The 15,812-nt window shown below is 33.3% G+C and carries 13 protein-coding genes and 1 rRNA gene; 12 read left to right on the forward strand and 2 right to left on the reverse strand.

Features of this window, described 5'->3' with window-relative positions; genetic code table 11:
• Positions 1 to 77, forward strand: a 5S ribosomal RNA gene (rrf, locus tag KWG70_RS18025); the annotation flags it as partial.
• A gap of 141 nt (positions 78 to 218) precedes the next feature.
• Positions 219 to 2,654: a helix-turn-helix domain-containing protein gene (locus KWG70_RS10945; protein ID WP_230936070.1), complete on the forward strand. Its 2,436-nt coding sequence runs from the start codon at positions 219 to 221 to the stop codon at positions 2,652 to 2,654.
• A 47-nt stretch (positions 2,655 to 2,701) separates the two neighbouring features.
• On the opposite strand, the gene KWG70_RS10950 is transcribed toward KWG70_RS10945, so the two are convergent.
• Positions 2,702 to 3,844, reverse strand: a complete 1,143-nt coding sequence (locus KWG70_RS10950) for an acyl-CoA dehydrogenase (protein WP_230936071.1) — start codon at positions 3,842 to 3,844, stop codon at positions 2,702 to 2,704.
• Positions 3,845 to 3,936: 92 nt separating this feature from the next.
• Here KWG70_RS10950 and KWG70_RS10955 point away from each other — a divergent pair, with 92 nt between their 5' ends.
• The 10 genes from KWG70_RS10955 (at position 3,937) to KWG70_RS11000 (ending at position 14,300) form a co-directional block, all read left to right on the forward strand.
• The gene (locus tag KWG70_RS10955; protein ID WP_230936072.1) at positions 3,937 to 4,995 is read left to right on the forward strand and encodes an anhydro-N-acetylmuramic acid kinase; all 1,059 of its coding nucleotides are present in this window, start codon (positions 3,937 to 3,939) and stop codon (positions 4,993 to 4,995) included.
• Positions 4,996 to 5,148: 153 nt separating this feature from the next.
• Positions 5,149 to 6,375: a Glu/Leu/Phe/Val dehydrogenase dimerization domain-containing protein gene (locus KWG70_RS10960; protein WP_230936073.1), complete on the forward strand. Its 1,227-nt coding sequence runs from the start codon at positions 5,149 to 5,151 to the stop codon at positions 6,373 to 6,375.
• A gap of 10 nt (positions 6,376 to 6,385) precedes the next feature.
• Positions 6,386 to 7,783: a sodium:proton antiporter NhaD gene (nhaD, locus tag KWG70_RS10965; protein ID WP_230936074.1), complete on the forward strand. Its 1,398-nt coding sequence runs from the start codon at positions 6,386 to 6,388 to the stop codon at positions 7,781 to 7,783.
• Between the two features lie 66 nt (positions 7,784 to 7,849).
• On the forward strand, positions 7,850 to 8,533 hold the full coding sequence (locus KWG70_RS10970) for a MotA/TolQ/ExbB proton channel family protein (RefSeq protein ID WP_230936075.1): 684 nt from the start codon (positions 7,850 to 7,852) through the stop codon (positions 8,531 to 8,533).
• On the forward strand, positions 8,533 to 8,928 hold the full coding sequence (locus KWG70_RS10975) for an ExbD/TolR family protein (protein WP_230936076.1): 396 nt from the start codon (positions 8,533 to 8,535) through the stop codon (positions 8,926 to 8,928). Before KWG70_RS10970 ends, KWG70_RS10975 begins: the two co-directional genes overlap by 1 nt.
• Position 8,929: 1 nt before the next feature.
• The gene (locus KWG70_RS10980; RefSeq protein WP_230936077.1) at positions 8,930 to 9,319 is read left to right on the forward strand and encodes an ExbD/TolR family protein; all 390 of its coding nucleotides are present in this window, start codon (positions 8,930 to 8,932) and stop codon (positions 9,317 to 9,319) included.
• 68 nt (positions 9,320 to 9,387) lie between these two features.
• Entirely contained in the window at positions 9,388 to 10,245 is an 858-nt protein-coding gene (locus KWG70_RS10985) for an energy transducer TonB (RefSeq protein ID WP_230936078.1), read from the forward strand.
• Positions 10,246 to 11,463, forward strand: coding sequence for a bifunctional folylpolyglutamate synthase/dihydrofolate synthase (locus tag KWG70_RS10990; RefSeq protein ID WP_230936079.1), 1,218 nt, complete (start codon positions 10,246 to 10,248; stop codon positions 11,461 to 11,463).
• A 44-nt stretch (positions 11,464 to 11,507) separates the two neighbouring features.
• Entirely contained in the window at positions 11,508 to 11,801 is a 294-nt protein-coding gene (locus KWG70_RS10995) for a hypothetical protein (protein WP_230936080.1), read from the forward strand.
• 6 nt (positions 11,802 to 11,807) lie between these two features.
• Positions 11,808 to 14,300 (forward strand): Hsp70 family protein, encoded by a 2,493-nt coding sequence (locus tag KWG70_RS11000; RefSeq protein WP_230936081.1) that lies wholly within the window; start codon positions 11,808 to 11,810, stop codon positions 14,298 to 14,300.
• On the opposite strand, the gene KWG70_RS11005 is transcribed toward KWG70_RS11000, so the two are convergent.
• Positions 14,293 to 15,801 (reverse strand): hypothetical protein, encoded by a 1,509-nt coding sequence (locus KWG70_RS11005; protein ID WP_230936082.1) that lies wholly within the window; start codon positions 15,799 to 15,801, stop codon positions 14,293 to 14,295. The genes KWG70_RS11000 and KWG70_RS11005 overlap by 8 nt on opposite strands.
• Positions 15,802 to 15,812: the final 11 nt, after the last annotated feature.

Consider the following 15,812-nt stretch of genomic DNA (forward strand, 5'->3'; position numbering starts at 1 on the left):
TACCATTCCGAACAGAGAAGTTAAGCCCATTTGCGCCGATGGTACTGCAATCGTGGGAGAGTAGGTCGTCGCCTTTTTTGAAACCCCGTTCTTATTATAAGAACGGGGTTTTTGTTTTTTGTGTACTCCAGCGGCTTATTTGTCTAGATTTAGCTTACGATTAAATCCTAGTGACTATTTTTATTTTTTATCTTCGAAAATAAATATGGAATTATTAAATGATTGTAAATAAGGAATTAGATTTAGTGTGGGATTTTGTCAATTATACCGATAGAAATGTATTTCTAACAGGTAAGGCAGGAACAGGGAAAACGACTTTTCTTCATAAATTAAAAATGAAGTCTTTAAAGAGAATGGTTGTTGTTGCACCAACTGGTGTGGCAGCCATTAATGCTAAAGGAATTACAATACATTCATTTTTTCAAGTCCCATTTGGACCACTTCTTCCTGATGATGATTTAAATAACTCTTCTAACTTTAATCGAAAATTCAATAAAACGAAAATTAATATAATCAAGTCTCTAGATTTATTAATCATAGATGAGATTAGTATGGTACGTGCGGACTTACTTGATGCAATTGATAAAACATTAAGACGTTTTAGAAGTCGAAATAAAGTTTTTGGCGGTGTTCAATTATTAATGATTGGAGATGTACAACAATTGTCTCCAGTGATAAAAGACCATGAGTGGCAATTGCTTAAACCGTATTATAAAAATATTTATTTTTTTAGCAGTTTAGCTTATCAGCATTGTAATGCGATAACTATAGAGTTGAAGCATATTTATAGGCAAGATAACCCGAAGTTTATTGAAATTTTAAATGAGATAAGAAATAATAAATTATCTCAATCTTCTATTATAGAACTGAATAAGCGATTTAAACCTGATTTTGTTCCTGCAGAAGATGAAGGTTATATTTCGTTAACCACCCATAATAATAAAGCTGAACATACCAATAAATTAGAACTTGAAAAGCTAAACGGAAGGCATAAAACATATAAAGCTATTATTGAAGGAAAGTTCCCTGAATATTCTTACCCTAATAAGGAAGAATTGGTTTTAAAAGTTGGAGCTCAAGTTATGTTTGTTAAGAACGACAGTTCAATAGAAAAACGATATTTCAATGGTAAGATTGGTAAAGTTATTTTTTTAGATAAGGACGAGATTATAGTAAAATGTCCCGACGATGATTTTAATATTATTACGACTCCAGAAGTTTGGGAAAATATTAATTACACAATCAATCCTGAAACTAAGGTTATTACCGAAAATAAAGTAGGGGCTTACACTCAAATGCCTTTGCGGCTTGCTTGGTCAATAACAATTCATAAAAGTCAAGGATTAACATTTGAAAAGGCCATTATAGATGCTCAAGGTGCATTTGCTCATGGACAAACCTATGTTGCATTAAGTAGATGTAAGAGTTTAGATGGATTGGTACTTAAAAGTAAGATAAATGAAAACCACGTTATCAGCGATTCAAATATCAAGTCTTTTACTAGGGCATTAGAAGACAATGAACCCGATACTAATATCTTAGAAAAATCTAAAATTGAATTTCAATTAAATTTAATTTCTGAGTTATTCGACTACTACAAATTTTTATATCCTGTTAATCGTATTCTAGATATTTATTTTAAAAATAGAGGTAGTATAGAAGGACATGTTGAAATACCGTTGAATGCCATTAAAGTAACTATTACAGATTTATTAAAAGTGGCTAACGGATTTAGAGCTCAACTTTTAGAAATGTCAATTGAGAATCAATTGCCAGAGTTTAATGAGTTATTACAAAAGCGTTTTAAAAAAGCACTAGATTATTTTAATCATCAAACCCAGACTAATATTATAGAACCTTATAAGAGTTTTAACTTTACAACAGATAATAAAGCTTTAGACAAAGATATCACAAAGCAATTGGATACTTTTGAAGAATTAATAGCCGCCAAACTACTGTATGTAAATGAACTCACCAATGGTTTTAAAGTGTCTGCCTTTTTAGAATTGAGAGCCAAGTCTGTTTTTCTTACCAAAGAAAAACCTAAGAAACCGAGAAAAACTGCCATCGAAGGTACGACAAACCTAGAACTTTTCGAATTACTTCGCGAATTAAGAAATACAATTGCGCAACGTGAAGATCTAATACATTACCAAATATTTACTCAAAAAGCATTGTATGAAATGTGTGAAACATTGCCTACCAATAAGAAAGAGCTAAAAACTGTTAATGGTATGGGAAAAGTGCGTGTTGAGAAATATGGAAACGACATATTAGCAGTAATTAGAGGTTATTGTGATGAGAATAATATTGAAATATCTTCAGATATCGAGATTTTTGAAAAACCTAAACTTAAACGTAAGAAAGGGGATACAAAAAAAGAATCTCTGAGCTTATTTAAATCTGGAAAATCTATTGAAGATATTGCTAATGAGCGAGAATTAAATATAAATACAATTGTTGGGCACTTAGCCAGTTTTATATCTTCAGGCGAAGTGAAAATTACTGATTTGGTTTCAGAAGAACACTACAAAGAATTGAAGAACATAATCCCTAAACATACATTTGAAAACCTATCAGATTTAAAACATCAAATAGACGATAAGTATTCCTATGCTGAGCTAAGATTAGTTTTAGAGGATTTATCAAAATAAAAAAGCTTCAAAAAAATTGAAGCTTTTCATTTATCTTGTTTTAAATATTACCCTTTAATAACACCTCTTGAGATTACAATTTTTTGAATTTCCGAAGTGCCTTCATAAATTTGAGTAATCTTAGCATCACGCATTAAACGCTCAACATGGTATTCTTTTACAAACCCATTTCCTCCATGTATTTGAACCGCTTCAACAGATTGTTCCATAGCTACTTTAGAAGCATATAACTTCGCCATAGCACTAGACATATCATAGTTGTTGCCTTGATCTTTATCCCAAGCTGCTTTCATGACTAACATACGAGCTGCCTCAACTTCAGTATACATATCTGCCAATTTAAAAGCAATGGCTTGGTGGTTGCAAATTTCAGTACCAAAAGCTTTACGTTCTTTAGAATATTTCAGTGCAAGTTCATAGGCTCCAGAAGCAATTCCTAAAGCTTGAGCAGCAATACCTATACGACCACCCGATAGTGTCTTCATGGCAAACTTAAAGCCAAATCCATCTTCACCAATTCTATTTTCTTTTGGAACTTTTACATCATTAAATTGTAAGGTGTGTGTATCACTTCCTCTAATTCCTAACTTATCTTCTTTTGGTCCAATATCGAATCCTTCCATGCCTTTTTCAACAATAAAGGCATTAATTCCTCTATGACCTTTTTCTCTATCTGTTTGAGCAATGACTAAGTATACATCACTTCGACCACCATTGGTAATCCAGTTTTTGGTTCCATTAATAACGTAATGATCCCCTTTATCTATAGCAGTAGTAGCTTGCGATGTCGCATCACTACCTGCTTCTGGTTCACTTAAACAAAATGCTCCAATAAACTCTCCAGTAGCTAATTTTGTTAGGTATTTTTGCTTTTGCTCTTCTGTTCCAAAAGCTTCTAACCCATAACACACTAATGAGTTATTTACAGAAACCATAACCGAAGCAGAGGCATCAATTTTAGAAAGTTCTTCCATAATTAAGACATATGAAATCGCATCCATTCCACTTCCGCCATATTTTGGGTCAACCATAATTCCCATAAAGCCTAAATCGCCCATCTTTTTAACAAGCTCTTGAGGAAATTGCTGTTTCTCATCTCTCTCTATAACTCCAGGTAATAATTCGGTTTGTGCAAAATCACGAGCTGCGTCGCGAATCATAATATGTTCTTCGGTTAAACTAAAATCCATAGTCTTAATAAATTATTGAATTGATAAAAAGTGAGTGCAAAGATAAGTCTTTATTAGTATATTTTCAATAAGGATTACTATTTTTACTGAATATGATAAAATCTAAGTACAATGTTATTGGAGTGATGTCTGGAACATCTTTAGATGGAATTGATCTAGCTTATATTACATTTGAGTATAACTCGAACTGGATATTTCATATTCATGCTGCTGAAACAACTTCATATCCAGATTTTTGGAAACAAAAATTAGCTCATCTTGTGAACTTCAATATAGAAGGGCTTAAGGAAATTGATAAGGATTATACATTATATTTATCTCAAGTAATTAATGATTTTATTAAGAAACATCAACTAAACGATATTGATGCTATTTGTTCTCACGGTCATACAGCCTTACATCAACCAGATAAAGGATTTACGTATCAAATAGGAAACCATCCCAGATTAGCCAAACTTATAGAACAACGTCTTGTTTGTGATTTCCGAGTACAGGATGTAGCACTTGGAGGTCAAGGCGCTCCTTTAGTACCTATTGGTGATCGATTATTGTTTTCGGAGTACGATTACTGTATCAACTTAGGAGGTTTTGCAAATATTTCTTCTGAAATTGATAACAAACGAATAGCATATGATATTTGTCCTGTTAATATTGTTATGAACCGCTATGCCAAAGCTCTCGGTTATGATTATGATGATAAAGGTATGATTGCTAAAACAGGTGTGCTAAATCTGAAGTTATTAAATAATTTAAACCAAATCGATTTTTATAAAGAACAACCTCCGAAGTCATTAGGTTTAGAGTGGGTAGATAATTACATAAGCCCAATATTAGAAACAAGTACCCTCTCAGAAGCTAATATCTTGAGAACTTTTGTTGAGCATATAGCTATACAAATTGCAAATTCTATAGATATGAATGCCAGAGTTCTTTTTACAGGAGGTGGCACCTATAATGATTTTCTGCTTGAACGAATTGTTAACCATAAGCAATTTGAATTGATAAGACCTTCATACGATATTATAGAGTATAAAGAGGCTCTAATATTTGGGTTACTTGGTGTACTTAAATTAAGAGGTGAAATCAATTGTTTATCAACGGTTACAGGTGCAAATAATGATCACTCTTCAGGAGAAATATTTTATCCATAAAATTATTGTAAATTTCTAATCTAGCGATTTTTAGTTTTTTATATTTGTTATAGAATAACTAACTAATGACACAAGTGAATTCAGAACTTATTTTGATATAATTTTTGAAAACGCGAGTTGCATCTAAACCAACTGAAAACTAAGAACTCTTAGATGAAAGAACTACTCCAAAAGTACGAAGATAAAGACCCTGAAATCATTTTTAATTGGAAAGACCCAGAAACAGAAGCTGAAGGCTGGACTGTTATCAATTCCCTTCGTGGTGGTGCTGCTGGAGGCGGAACAAGAATGCGCAAAGGACTTGATATGAATGAGGTACTATCACTTGCAAAAACAATGGAAGTGAAATTTACAGTATCTGGACCTGGGATTGGAGGGGCTAAATCTGGGATAAATTTTGATCCTAAGGATCCTAGAAAAAAGGGAGTTTTAGAACGTTGGTACAAAGCTGTCGCTCCACTATTGAAAAGTTATTATGGAACAGGAGGAGATCTCAATGTTGATGAGATCCATGAAGTTATTCCAATTACCGAAGAAAGTGGTGTTTGGCATCCTCAAGAAGGTGTTTTTGAAGGACATTTCAAACCAACCCAAGCAGATAAAATTAATCGTATTGGTCAATTGCGTTATGGTGTAATCAAAGTAATAGAAAACCCTAAATACACACCTAGTGTAGCAAAAAAGTATACTGTTGCCGATATGATCACAGGTTTTGGTGTTGCAGAAGCTGCTAAGCATTTTTATGATGTTCAAGGCGATTCTATAAAAGGAAAGCGCGCAATTGTACAAGGTTTTGGTAACGTAGGAGCAGCAGCGGCTTTTTATTTGTCTCAAATGGGAGCAAAAGTTGTTGGTATTATAGATATCGTTGGAGGTTTGATAAATGAAGATGGATTCTCTTTTGAAGATATTACCGAACTATATTTGACTAAGTCTGGAAACACTTTGGTAAGCGAGAACCTCATTCCTTTTTCTGAAATGAATGAAAAGATATGGTCACTCAAGACCGAAATTTTCGCACCATGTGCAGCTTCAAGACTAATAACTCAAGATCAAATCGATCAAATGATTGATACTGGTTTAGAAGTTATTTCATGTGGCGCTAATGTTCCTTTTGCTGATAAAGAAATTTTCTTTGGAAGTATTATGGAACATACAGATAATAAAGTAAGCTTAATTCCAGATTTTATTTCCAATTGTGGTATGGCTAGAGTTTTTGCATACTTTATGGAACGTAAAGTTAAAATGACAGATGAGGCGATTTTTAATGATACTTCTGAAATCATAAAAAAAGCTATTGAAAGAGTTTATGATAAAAATCAAACTAAAACAGGTATTAGTGCTACTGCATTTGAAATAGCCTTAACTCAATTAATATAATCCAATCACTATGGAAAGCATAATTATAATCGTATTTGTATTAGGTTATTTAGCCATTACAGTAGAACACAGTATTAAAATTGATAAGCTAATCCCTGCCTTAGTTATGATGGCAATAAGCTGGGCGTTGATTTCGTTAGGCATTGATTCTTTTTCACAATGGTTTGATTCATCTAGCCATGGATTGGTAGATGGTTTTGATACTTTGGGACATGAAGACAAAATGCACTGGATGGAAGAAACATTACTTCATCATTTAGGGAAAACTGCTGAAATCTTAGTGTTCTTACTTGGAGCAATGACCATTGTGGAAATTATAGATTATTTTGATGGATTTTCAACAATAAAAGGATTTATCAAAACGAAAAGTAAAAAAAGAATCCTTTGGATTTTTGGATTTTTGGCCTTTTTTCTCTCGGCAATTATCGACAACTTAACTGCAACAATTGTTTTAATATCTATACTACAAAAACTAATTTCTGATAGAAGCGTTCGCATATGGTATGCTGGTTTAATAATTATAGCAGCCAATGCTGGAGGAGCTTGGTCACCTATTGGAGATGTTACAACTACAATGTTATGGATTGGTAAAAAAGTGACCACAGGCTATCTATTTGGATACCTGTTTATCCCTTCTCTTTTATGTATGCTTGTTCCGTTTTTAGTGGCCTCTTTTATGAAACCCTTTCAGGGACAATTAGAAAATGATATAGATGAAGACTCTAATAAACCCAAAAGTAAATTTAGCTCAACAATGCTTTATCTTGGGCTAGGAGGTATTGTATCTGTGCCAATCTTCAAGACTGTTACACATTTACCGCCTTATGTAGGAATGATGCTGGCACTTGGTGTCGTAGCAATTTTTGCCGAAATATATAGTAATTCTAAATTTAGTATCTCAAGTCATGATTCTGAAGAAAGCGATGCTCATGCTCACCATAGTCCAGTGCATCACTCTTTATCCAAAATTGAGTTACCTAGTATTCTGTTTTTTCTCGGAATTTTAATGGCTGTAGCCGCATTAGAATCATTGGGAATTTTGTTTGGATTTGCAAATTCATTACAAGAGACTATGCCGATGTTAACAACCGAAATGGATGGAACAAGAGTCTCCGATTTAGTGGTTGTATTACTTGGTGTAGGGTCTGCTGTAATTGATAATGTGCCACTAGTTGCTGCTAGTTTGGGAATGTTCTCAGAAGCTATAGACGACCAATTATGGCACTTTATAGCATATTCAGCAGGTACAGGTGGAAGTATGCTAATTATTGGTTCTGCAGCAGGTGTCGTTGCTATGGGAATGGAGAAAATAGACTTTTTCTGGTATCTTAAAAAAATCTCATGGTTAGCCCTAATTGGCTTTTTAGCTGGAGCTGTAGCATTCTTATTTACAAGAACATTATTTTAAGAATATACTTTAGCAAGAAAACAATCGTTATTACAATAGTTAAAATTAATTTTCAATTTTATTAATATGATAATTCAAGAGGGAGCAGAAGTAATTACTGATGCAGAATCAACCGAAAAAACATTATCCATCATAGAGCTCATAAGTAGTGGTGGTACAGCTGGGCAAATTATAATTGCCTTGTTATTCGTTCTATTAATTGCCGCAATTTATATTTATTTTGAACGCCTTTTTGCTATCAAATCAGCATCTAAGGTTGATTCAAATTTTATGAATCAAATCAAAGACCATGTAAGTAATGGAAAGATTGATTCGGCTCAAATGTTATGTGCTCAAGTTAATTCACCTGTTTCGAGGTTAATAAATAAAGGAATTACTAGAGTTGGAAAACCTCTCGAAGACATCAATACGGCTATTGAAAATGCAGGACGATTAGAAATTTACAGTCTTGAAAAGAACGTTAGTATTTTGGCTACAGTTTCAGGAGTAGCACCTATGATTGGATTTTTAGGAACAGTAATAGGTATGATTTTATCCATTTTTGAAATTGCTAATTCTGGAGGCCAAATAGATATCAAACAACTATCTGATGGCTTGTATACAGCTATGACAACAACCGTTGCTGGTCTTATTGTTGGTATTGTTGCATACATGGCTTATAATCATTTAGTAGTAAAGACCGATAAGGTAGTTTATCAAATGGAAGCGAATTCATTAGAATTTTTAGATCACTTAAACGAACCTATTTAATGAATTTAAGAGGAAGAAATAAAGTAACACCAGAATTCAATATGTCTTCAATGACAGATATTGTATTCTTGTTATTGATCTTTTTTATGCTAGCCTCTACTTTGGTTACTACAAACGCTATTGATATTTTATTACCAAAAGCTAGTGGTAAAACCGAAAACAAAAGATCGGTAGCTGTTAGTATAAAAAAGGATTTGACATATTATATAGACCAAAAGCGTGTTGGTGAAAGTGTTCTGGAACGAGAATTAATTTCAGCTCTATCAAGTCAGGACGAACCAACTGTGGTCTTACGTGCCGAAAAATCGGTGCCTGTTGAGAATGTTGTGAAAGTGATGGATATTGCTAATAGAAATAAATTCAAGGTAATTTTAGCGGTTAAACCAAATAATTAATGTGAAACGAAATTTAAAACCTTTCATCTATATTGGATTAGGAATCGTTTTATGCGTAACACTTTATTATTTTAAAACCATTACTGATAAAGTAGAACATCGTACTGGCATTGATATTTTGATGCCTCTATCTACAACAAATGATTCTATTCAACATAAGAATAGTGTTGTTGTAAAAATAAAGAAGGACTTAAATGTCTACATTGATGATATTCAACACAATATAATAGATATAGAAAGAGTTTTATTGGACAAGGCTGTAAATGATAGCCTGATAGTAATTTTACAAGCAGAAAAATCGGTTCCGGTTGCACATATGATTGATGTGATGGAAATTGCTAATACACATAAATTCAAAGTTATAATGGCAGTAAAACCTGTCGATGAATAGCTTAAAGCAAAAGTTTGGAACGAATGTTGTAATTTACTCCATGACTATAATTAAATAAGAAGGTTAAAATGAAATATTTTGAAACCATACACGAGAGAAATTCAGCAAAAGTCACAACGTTGATTGTGGTAATTTTGTTATTACTATTGTTTGTGGTTAAAGGATGTGCACATCCAGATCCACCTATAGAATATGGTGTAGCCGTTAATTTCGGGAATTCTCCTGTGGGAACTGGAAACATTCAACCAACAAAACCTATCAAGTCACAACCAGTAGAAAAGGTTGTTAAAGAAGAAACTCAGACAGAGGAAACTCAACCTGAAAAACCTTCGGAGGCAAATAGTAAATCTGAAGATGTACTTACCAATGATTCTGCTGAAGCAATAGCAATCAAAAAGGCTAAAGAGGCTGAAGCAAAAGCGAAAGCCGAGGCAGAGCGTCAAGAGCAAATTAGAAAAGCTAAAGAAGAACAAAAACGAAAAGAGGAGCAAGCCAAAAAAGACAAATTAGATGCACTTATTGGCGGCGTTAAAAATTCTGAAGGCTCTGAAACTGGAGGCGAAGGTCCAGGAGATGGCCCAGGAGATAAAGGTCAGTTAGATGGAGACCCATATGCTCCAAGTTATTTTGGAAGACCAGGAGATGGATCAGGAGGAACAGGTTACGGGCTCAATGGTAGAGGGAATGCAACCTATTCTAAAGTGCTTCCAGATTGTGAAGAGGAGGGTCGCGTTGTTGTGGAAATTCATGTGAATCGATCAGGTAAAGTGGTGAAAGCTATACCAGGTAAACGAGGAACTACAGGAGGTTCATGCTTATATGAAGCAGCCCGTAAAACAGCTCTTACTCATAAATGGCCTGCAGATTCTAAAGCACCAACTACACAAATTGGATGGGTTAAAATAGACTTTAGCCTAGGAAATTAAATGAACTATCTCGATACAGTCAACTGGATGTTTAAGCAGTTACCTATGTATCAAAATCAAGGTAAATCAGCGTATAAAACAGATCTATCCAATACGTTACGCCTTGCAGATCATTTAAATCACCCACAGCACAAATTTAAAAGTATTCATGTCGCTGGAACCAATGGTAAAGGCTCTACGAGTCATATGCTAGCCTCAGTATTACAAGAAGCTGGTTATAAAGTTGGTTTGTATACTTCACCGCATTTAAAAGATTTTAGAGAACGCATAAAAATTGATGGTAAACAAATTAGTAAGCAATTTGTCATTGGTTTTATTGAGCGTAACTTCTCCTTTTTTGAATCTAACAAGCTATCCTTTTTTGAAATGACTGTTGGTATGGCCTTCGACTATTTTGCTAGGAAAAAAGTAGATATTGCTGTCATAGAAGTTGGACTTGGTGGACGACTGGATTCGACCAATATAGTAACTCCAGAAATTTCCGTTATTACAAACATAGGCTTTGATCATATGCAGTTTTTAGGCGATACTTATGACGCTATTGCCAGAGAAAAAGCAGGAATTATTAAACCAAAAATTCCTGTTGTTATTGGTGAAACACAAATAGAGACAGAGAACGTATTCTTAAATATTGCTAGCCTAAATAACTCTGAAATTTATTTTGCAGATCAATGTAACTTACCATTATACAAAAGTGATCTTAAAGGAAATTATCAAAGACATAATATTAAAACAACAGTGAAGACATTGGCATTGCTCAACGAAAGTAAATTTCATGTTTCAGATCAGCATATAAAAAACGGATTGCAAAATGTAGTTAAAAATACAGGCCTTAATGGTCGTTGGCAAGTATTGCAAGATTATCCAAAAATTATTTGTGATACGGCTCATAATAAAGAAGGATTATCTTATGTCATCAGTCAACTAAAGGAAGAACACTATAATAAATTGCACATCGTTTTTGGAGTGGTAAGCGATAAAAATTTAGATACGATTATATCAATACTTCCCAAGAATGCCATCTACTATTTTTGCAAACCAAATGTAATTCGTGGTCTTGAGGCCGAAATTTTGCAATCCTATTTTGTAACAAAAGGGTATAATGGACATACATATCCAAATGTAATGGATGCTTTGGATGCTGCAAAAAGAGCAGCTTCAATGGAAGATTTGATATATGTTGGTGGTAGTACTTTTGTTGTAGCTGAAGTCGTATAAACTGCAAAAAATTGTATCTTTCAAATTCAATTCAATTTTTTAAAATGACAGAAATTATTAATCAAATATTTGCACTAGATTTAAAAATGAAAAAGGACAGTAATGAGAGTGCAAATCGATATTTGGATCGTATTTATCACGAGTTTGAGACTATGGGATTTCAAATTGTTAACCCAATTGGGAAATCTTATCGTAATGAAATGACAGATGTTGATGCGAATATAATAGGAGATTTAAATAGACACTCTAAAATTACTAAGGTGTTGAAGCCTGTAATTTATCAAGTTGAGAATAATGAAACTATACTGCTTCAAAAAGGAATCGTAATTGTAGAATAGCCTCGAATGAAAACAATAAACTTTGCTATAGATTTAGGGACAACTAACAGTCTCATTGCTAAATATGATGATGGAAACATCAAGATTTATAATAATCCTTTAGGATTAAAACAAACCTTGCCATCATGTATAGCTTTTCGCGGAAATAGAACCGTTATTGGCGATAAAGCGCTTGACTATTTAGAAAAAGATGCTGAGAATATTTGTATGCTCTTTAAACGAAAAATGGGAACACAAGATACTTATTTTGTGCCTTCAATCAACAAAGAGATGTCTCCTATAGAATTATCTTCGTTAATACTGAAAGAGCTCAAAAATTTTGTAAACGACGAAGACACCCTAAATTCTGTGGTCATCACAATTCCCGCATCATTTGATACGATACAATCCAATGCTACAAAAAAAGCAGGGTATATGGCAGGTTTTAAAGAAGTTGTCTTATTACAGGAGCCTATTGCGGCATGTCTTGCATTTGCCAATACATCAACCGTTGAAGTGACCAATAAACAAAACTGGATTGTTTATGATTTTGGAGGTGGAACATTTGATGTCGCCTTAGTTGAGGTTAATGATAGAGAACTAAAGGTTACTGATAACCTTGGAGACAACTATCTTGGAGGTGCAGATTTTGACAATCTTATAGTTGAGCATATCATTGTTCCATTTATTGAAGACAAGCTAGGGCTTACAAACCTCTGGAAAGACCTTAAATCTAAAGAAACTAATTATAAAGGTCTCTATTTTGAATTGCTTAAAATTGCTGAGGAAGCAAAAAAAGAACTGTCGCATTACGAAGAAACCGAAATTGAACTTGATATTGATATTATTGATGATAATTTCTATGAGCAGTTTGTTATAAAGCGAGAGCAATTTGAAAGCTTAATTTCTCCGAAAGTTGAACAAACAATAACATTTATTCAAGATGTTATAAAAAACAACCAATTACTTAACTCTCAAATAGAGCGCGTGATATTAATTGGTGGTAGTACATATGTGCCATTAATAAAAAAGAGAATAGCTGAAGCCATTGGCGTTGAAGTAAACTCTAGTATAGATCCAACATCAGCAGTAGTTCATGGCGCTGCCTACTATGCAGGTTCAAAACCAGCTTCAGTATCTGAAGTAGAAATTGAAAAAGAAATCATTGAAGACAACGCGCCAGAAGTAAAACTCTTTTATGAGCAAAATACGAGAGATTTAGAAGAACTTATTACCGGAAAGATCAATTCTGATGTAGCAAATAGTTTCAGAATTATGAGAAAGGATGGTGGTTACGATTCTGGTGTTAAGACATTAGAAGATGGCAGCTTTTCTGAGTTTGTTCCGTTGCTTGAAGGGAGACTAAATCAATTTAAGATTCAGTTGTTAAATGCTGCTCTTGATGTTATTAGGACACTAGATTCTGTGGCCATAAACCAAGGAAGCTATAATGTTCAGGGGCAACCTTTGCCTAATGATATCTGTATGGAAGTTGATGATTTAGATGCTTCAGCAACACGACTCGAAAAGGTGTTTGCTAAGGGTAGTATTTTACCACTCAAAAAGAGAATATATAAAACAGCATCTAAAACGATATTGCAACAATCAAAGTCGAATTTGATAATTAATATTATTGAAGGAAAGTCTAAAGGATTACCAAGTTCTGGTTTAAGTATTGGTTACATAGAAATATCAGGGAAAGATCTAGAAGAAGATTTGATTAAAGGAACAGATATTGAAATAGAGATTGAAGTGACAGAATCCCGTGATTTGAAGATTAACGTGTTTTTGCAGTCTTGTGATCAAGAATTTAAGAATGTGTTTAGTGAGTCTGAAAGAGCCATAAGTATTGGTAAGATCAATATGGAAATAAATACAGTTTTAGGTGACGTCGAAGACTTAATAAAATCTAATAATTCTGATGAAAACTTTGAGTATTCTCAGCAGTTAGAAACAATAAGAGTAGGGCTAATTGAAACACAAATAGCCGCGTCGTTAATAGATGATAATGATGTTTCTGATACTAAATTTCAGCTTGATGATAAAAAGAGAAAGCTCATTCAGGATTTTGACGATTTAACTCGTAATAAAGTTATTGCCAATGAAATTGAAGAGTATCGAGATACAAAGTCAAGCTTGGAATACCATTTAAACAAGGAAGAGAATGAGCGTTTCCAAGAAAAATATGCTCGAATTATAAAAAACGAACGAGAAGTCATCAACTCAGGAAATAAATATTTAATCCGATCAAAAATCAAAGAGTTAGACGAATTGTATGATGCCATTGTCCAATCAAGTGATGAAAACTTTATTTCGTATTTCTTAAATCTTAAATTTTGTACAGATTTTTCTAATCAGCGAAAGGCAGATCGACTATTCAAGCAAGGTGACCAAGCTATGGAAAAACAAGATTACAAATCCTTGCGCCACATCGTATATGGATTGTCTGCTTTACTACCAGATTACGAAAAGGAAAAGCAGAAAAACTTCAAGGATGATAGTAGAACAGGCCTTAGTTAGAGCGTATGGCGTCCATAAAGGCTTTGTTTCGTGCAGCGAGAAGTCCAATCTTCTTATAGAAAACATTTTTTGAATATATAGAATCCACTTTTTGTGTAATAACTTCAGTGCCTTCCAGAGTTACTTTTGTGTTCTCAGGGAAGATATCTATAAAGTGTTCTTTAGTAAACTGGATGCTGTCAATGATTAAAAGGTTACTCATATGTGCATCAGATTTAAAAAATCGCGATGACTTTGAAAAATTTACGAAGTCGTTTCCAGAATAGAATACTATAGTATCTCGTGCACTAATTTGTAATGGTGCTTGTTCTCCCTTTGGAATATAAATAGACTTGTCATTATTCTTGTATAGCATGAACATAATGAGATCTTTGTCAGTTTTATTGGTAACATAAGTATCAAATTTTGAAATATCTTCTTCAGACTTTGGAGGGTAGAACTTATGAAATTTTGGGTGATAAGGATTGTCATAGAGTTTATGATATAAAGGTACCGTAGGTTTGTCCTTACTTATTCTAGGATATACCGATAAGATATTATTTAGCTCAATAATATTATTTTTGCCTAGATCAGACATCCAACTAATACCATTACTTGAGGATGGATAACTACTAATAGTAGGACGATTACTATCTCTAGCTACCCAAAAAATAATTCTAAGCACAATCATAATAATTACAAATACACTCCAAGCGCCATATCCAGATCCAGTTTTTCGGCTTGACCTCGAAGGATATGAGTATTCTCTGGCAATACTGGCATTAGAATTTAAGGTTTCTTCTAGAAATATATTTGAAGTGTCCAGTATAGAAAAAGCTACCATGGCTTTTGCAGCGAACCTAAATTCTTTATTGTCTATGTTTCTACGTTTTGAATTGTAAACATCAATAACTTCCGAATTGAGTTCTTGTATTTCGTCATTAAAACAATCGGGATACTCATTAAGACAATTAATGAATACTTTATTTGTTATAAAACTTATTGGATATTCTTTGTCTTTTAAACGATTTTCTCTTAAATAAACGGCTGCATAATTAAGTCGTGCCTTAAAGAAATTAATTACCAATTGATTATTTTCTTCAGAAAAGAGATGGTTTTCAATGAGAACTTTCAGCATAAGCACATATTTGCCTTTACTGAGTGATTCAGATAAAAACACTTTCAAATTTTCTTTTAAGAAAGGAGCAAGGAAATACTTTAGGTCATCTAAATTGTTAATTAGAGATGTATCAACAGCAATTTCACTTTGTTTGATAGACTTATAATCTCCAGAAATAAGCTGTTTCAACCAGATGTGCTTTTCAACAAAAATATGATGTTGTCTAATAGTTTCATTTTTCAGCTTTTCAATAAGGTTAGCAACTTCACCTAAATTATTGGCATCGCCAAGCATTGCTTTTGCTTTAAGCTGTTTTTGAAGTTTAATAATTCCATTAGAATCGATATGAGATAGAGCCTCAATATCTATATCTAATTGGTCAATAAATGAGATGTATTTCAAATTGAATTTTT

Source organism: Psychroserpens luteolus (assembly GCF_021032705.1).
Taxonomy (GTDB): Bacteria; Bacteroidota; Bacteroidia; order Flavobacteriales; family Flavobacteriaceae; genus Psychroserpens; species Psychroserpens luteolus.

Coding starts and splice junctions, on each gene's coding strand:
- KWG70_RS10945 (WP_230936070.1), top strand. CDS start 219: ATGATTGTAAATAAGGAATTAGATTTAGTGTGGGATTTTGTCAATTAT.
- KWG70_RS10950 (WP_230936071.1), bottom strand. CDS start 3,844: ATGGATTTTAGTTTAACCGAAGAACATATTATGATTCGCGACGCAGCT.
- KWG70_RS10955 (WP_230936072.1), top strand. CDS start 3,937: ATGATAAAATCTAAGTACAATGTTATTGGAGTGATGTCTGGAACATCT.
- KWG70_RS10960 (WP_230936073.1), top strand. CDS start 5,149: ATGAAAGAACTACTCCAAAAGTACGAAGATAAAGACCCTGAAATCATT.
- nhaD (WP_230936074.1), top strand. CDS start 6,386: ATGGAAAGCATAATTATAATCGTATTTGTATTAGGTTATTTAGCCATT.
- KWG70_RS10970 (WP_230936075.1), top strand. CDS start 7,850: ATGATAATTCAAGAGGGAGCAGAAGTAATTACTGATGCAGAATCAACC.
- KWG70_RS10975 (WP_230936076.1), top strand. CDS start 8,533: ATGAATTTAAGAGGAAGAAATAAAGTAACACCAGAATTCAATATGTCT.
- KWG70_RS10985 (WP_230936078.1), top strand. CDS start 9,388: ATGAAATATTTTGAAACCATACACGAGAGAAATTCAGCAAAAGTCACA.
- KWG70_RS10990 (WP_230936079.1), top strand. CDS start 10,246: ATGAACTATCTCGATACAGTCAACTGGATGTTTAAGCAGTTACCTATG.
- KWG70_RS10995 (WP_230936080.1), top strand. CDS start 11,508: ATGACAGAAATTATTAATCAAATATTTGCACTAGATTTAAAAATGAAA.
- KWG70_RS11000 (WP_230936081.1), top strand. CDS start 11,808: ATGAAAACAATAAACTTTGCTATAGATTTAGGGACAACTAACAGTCTC.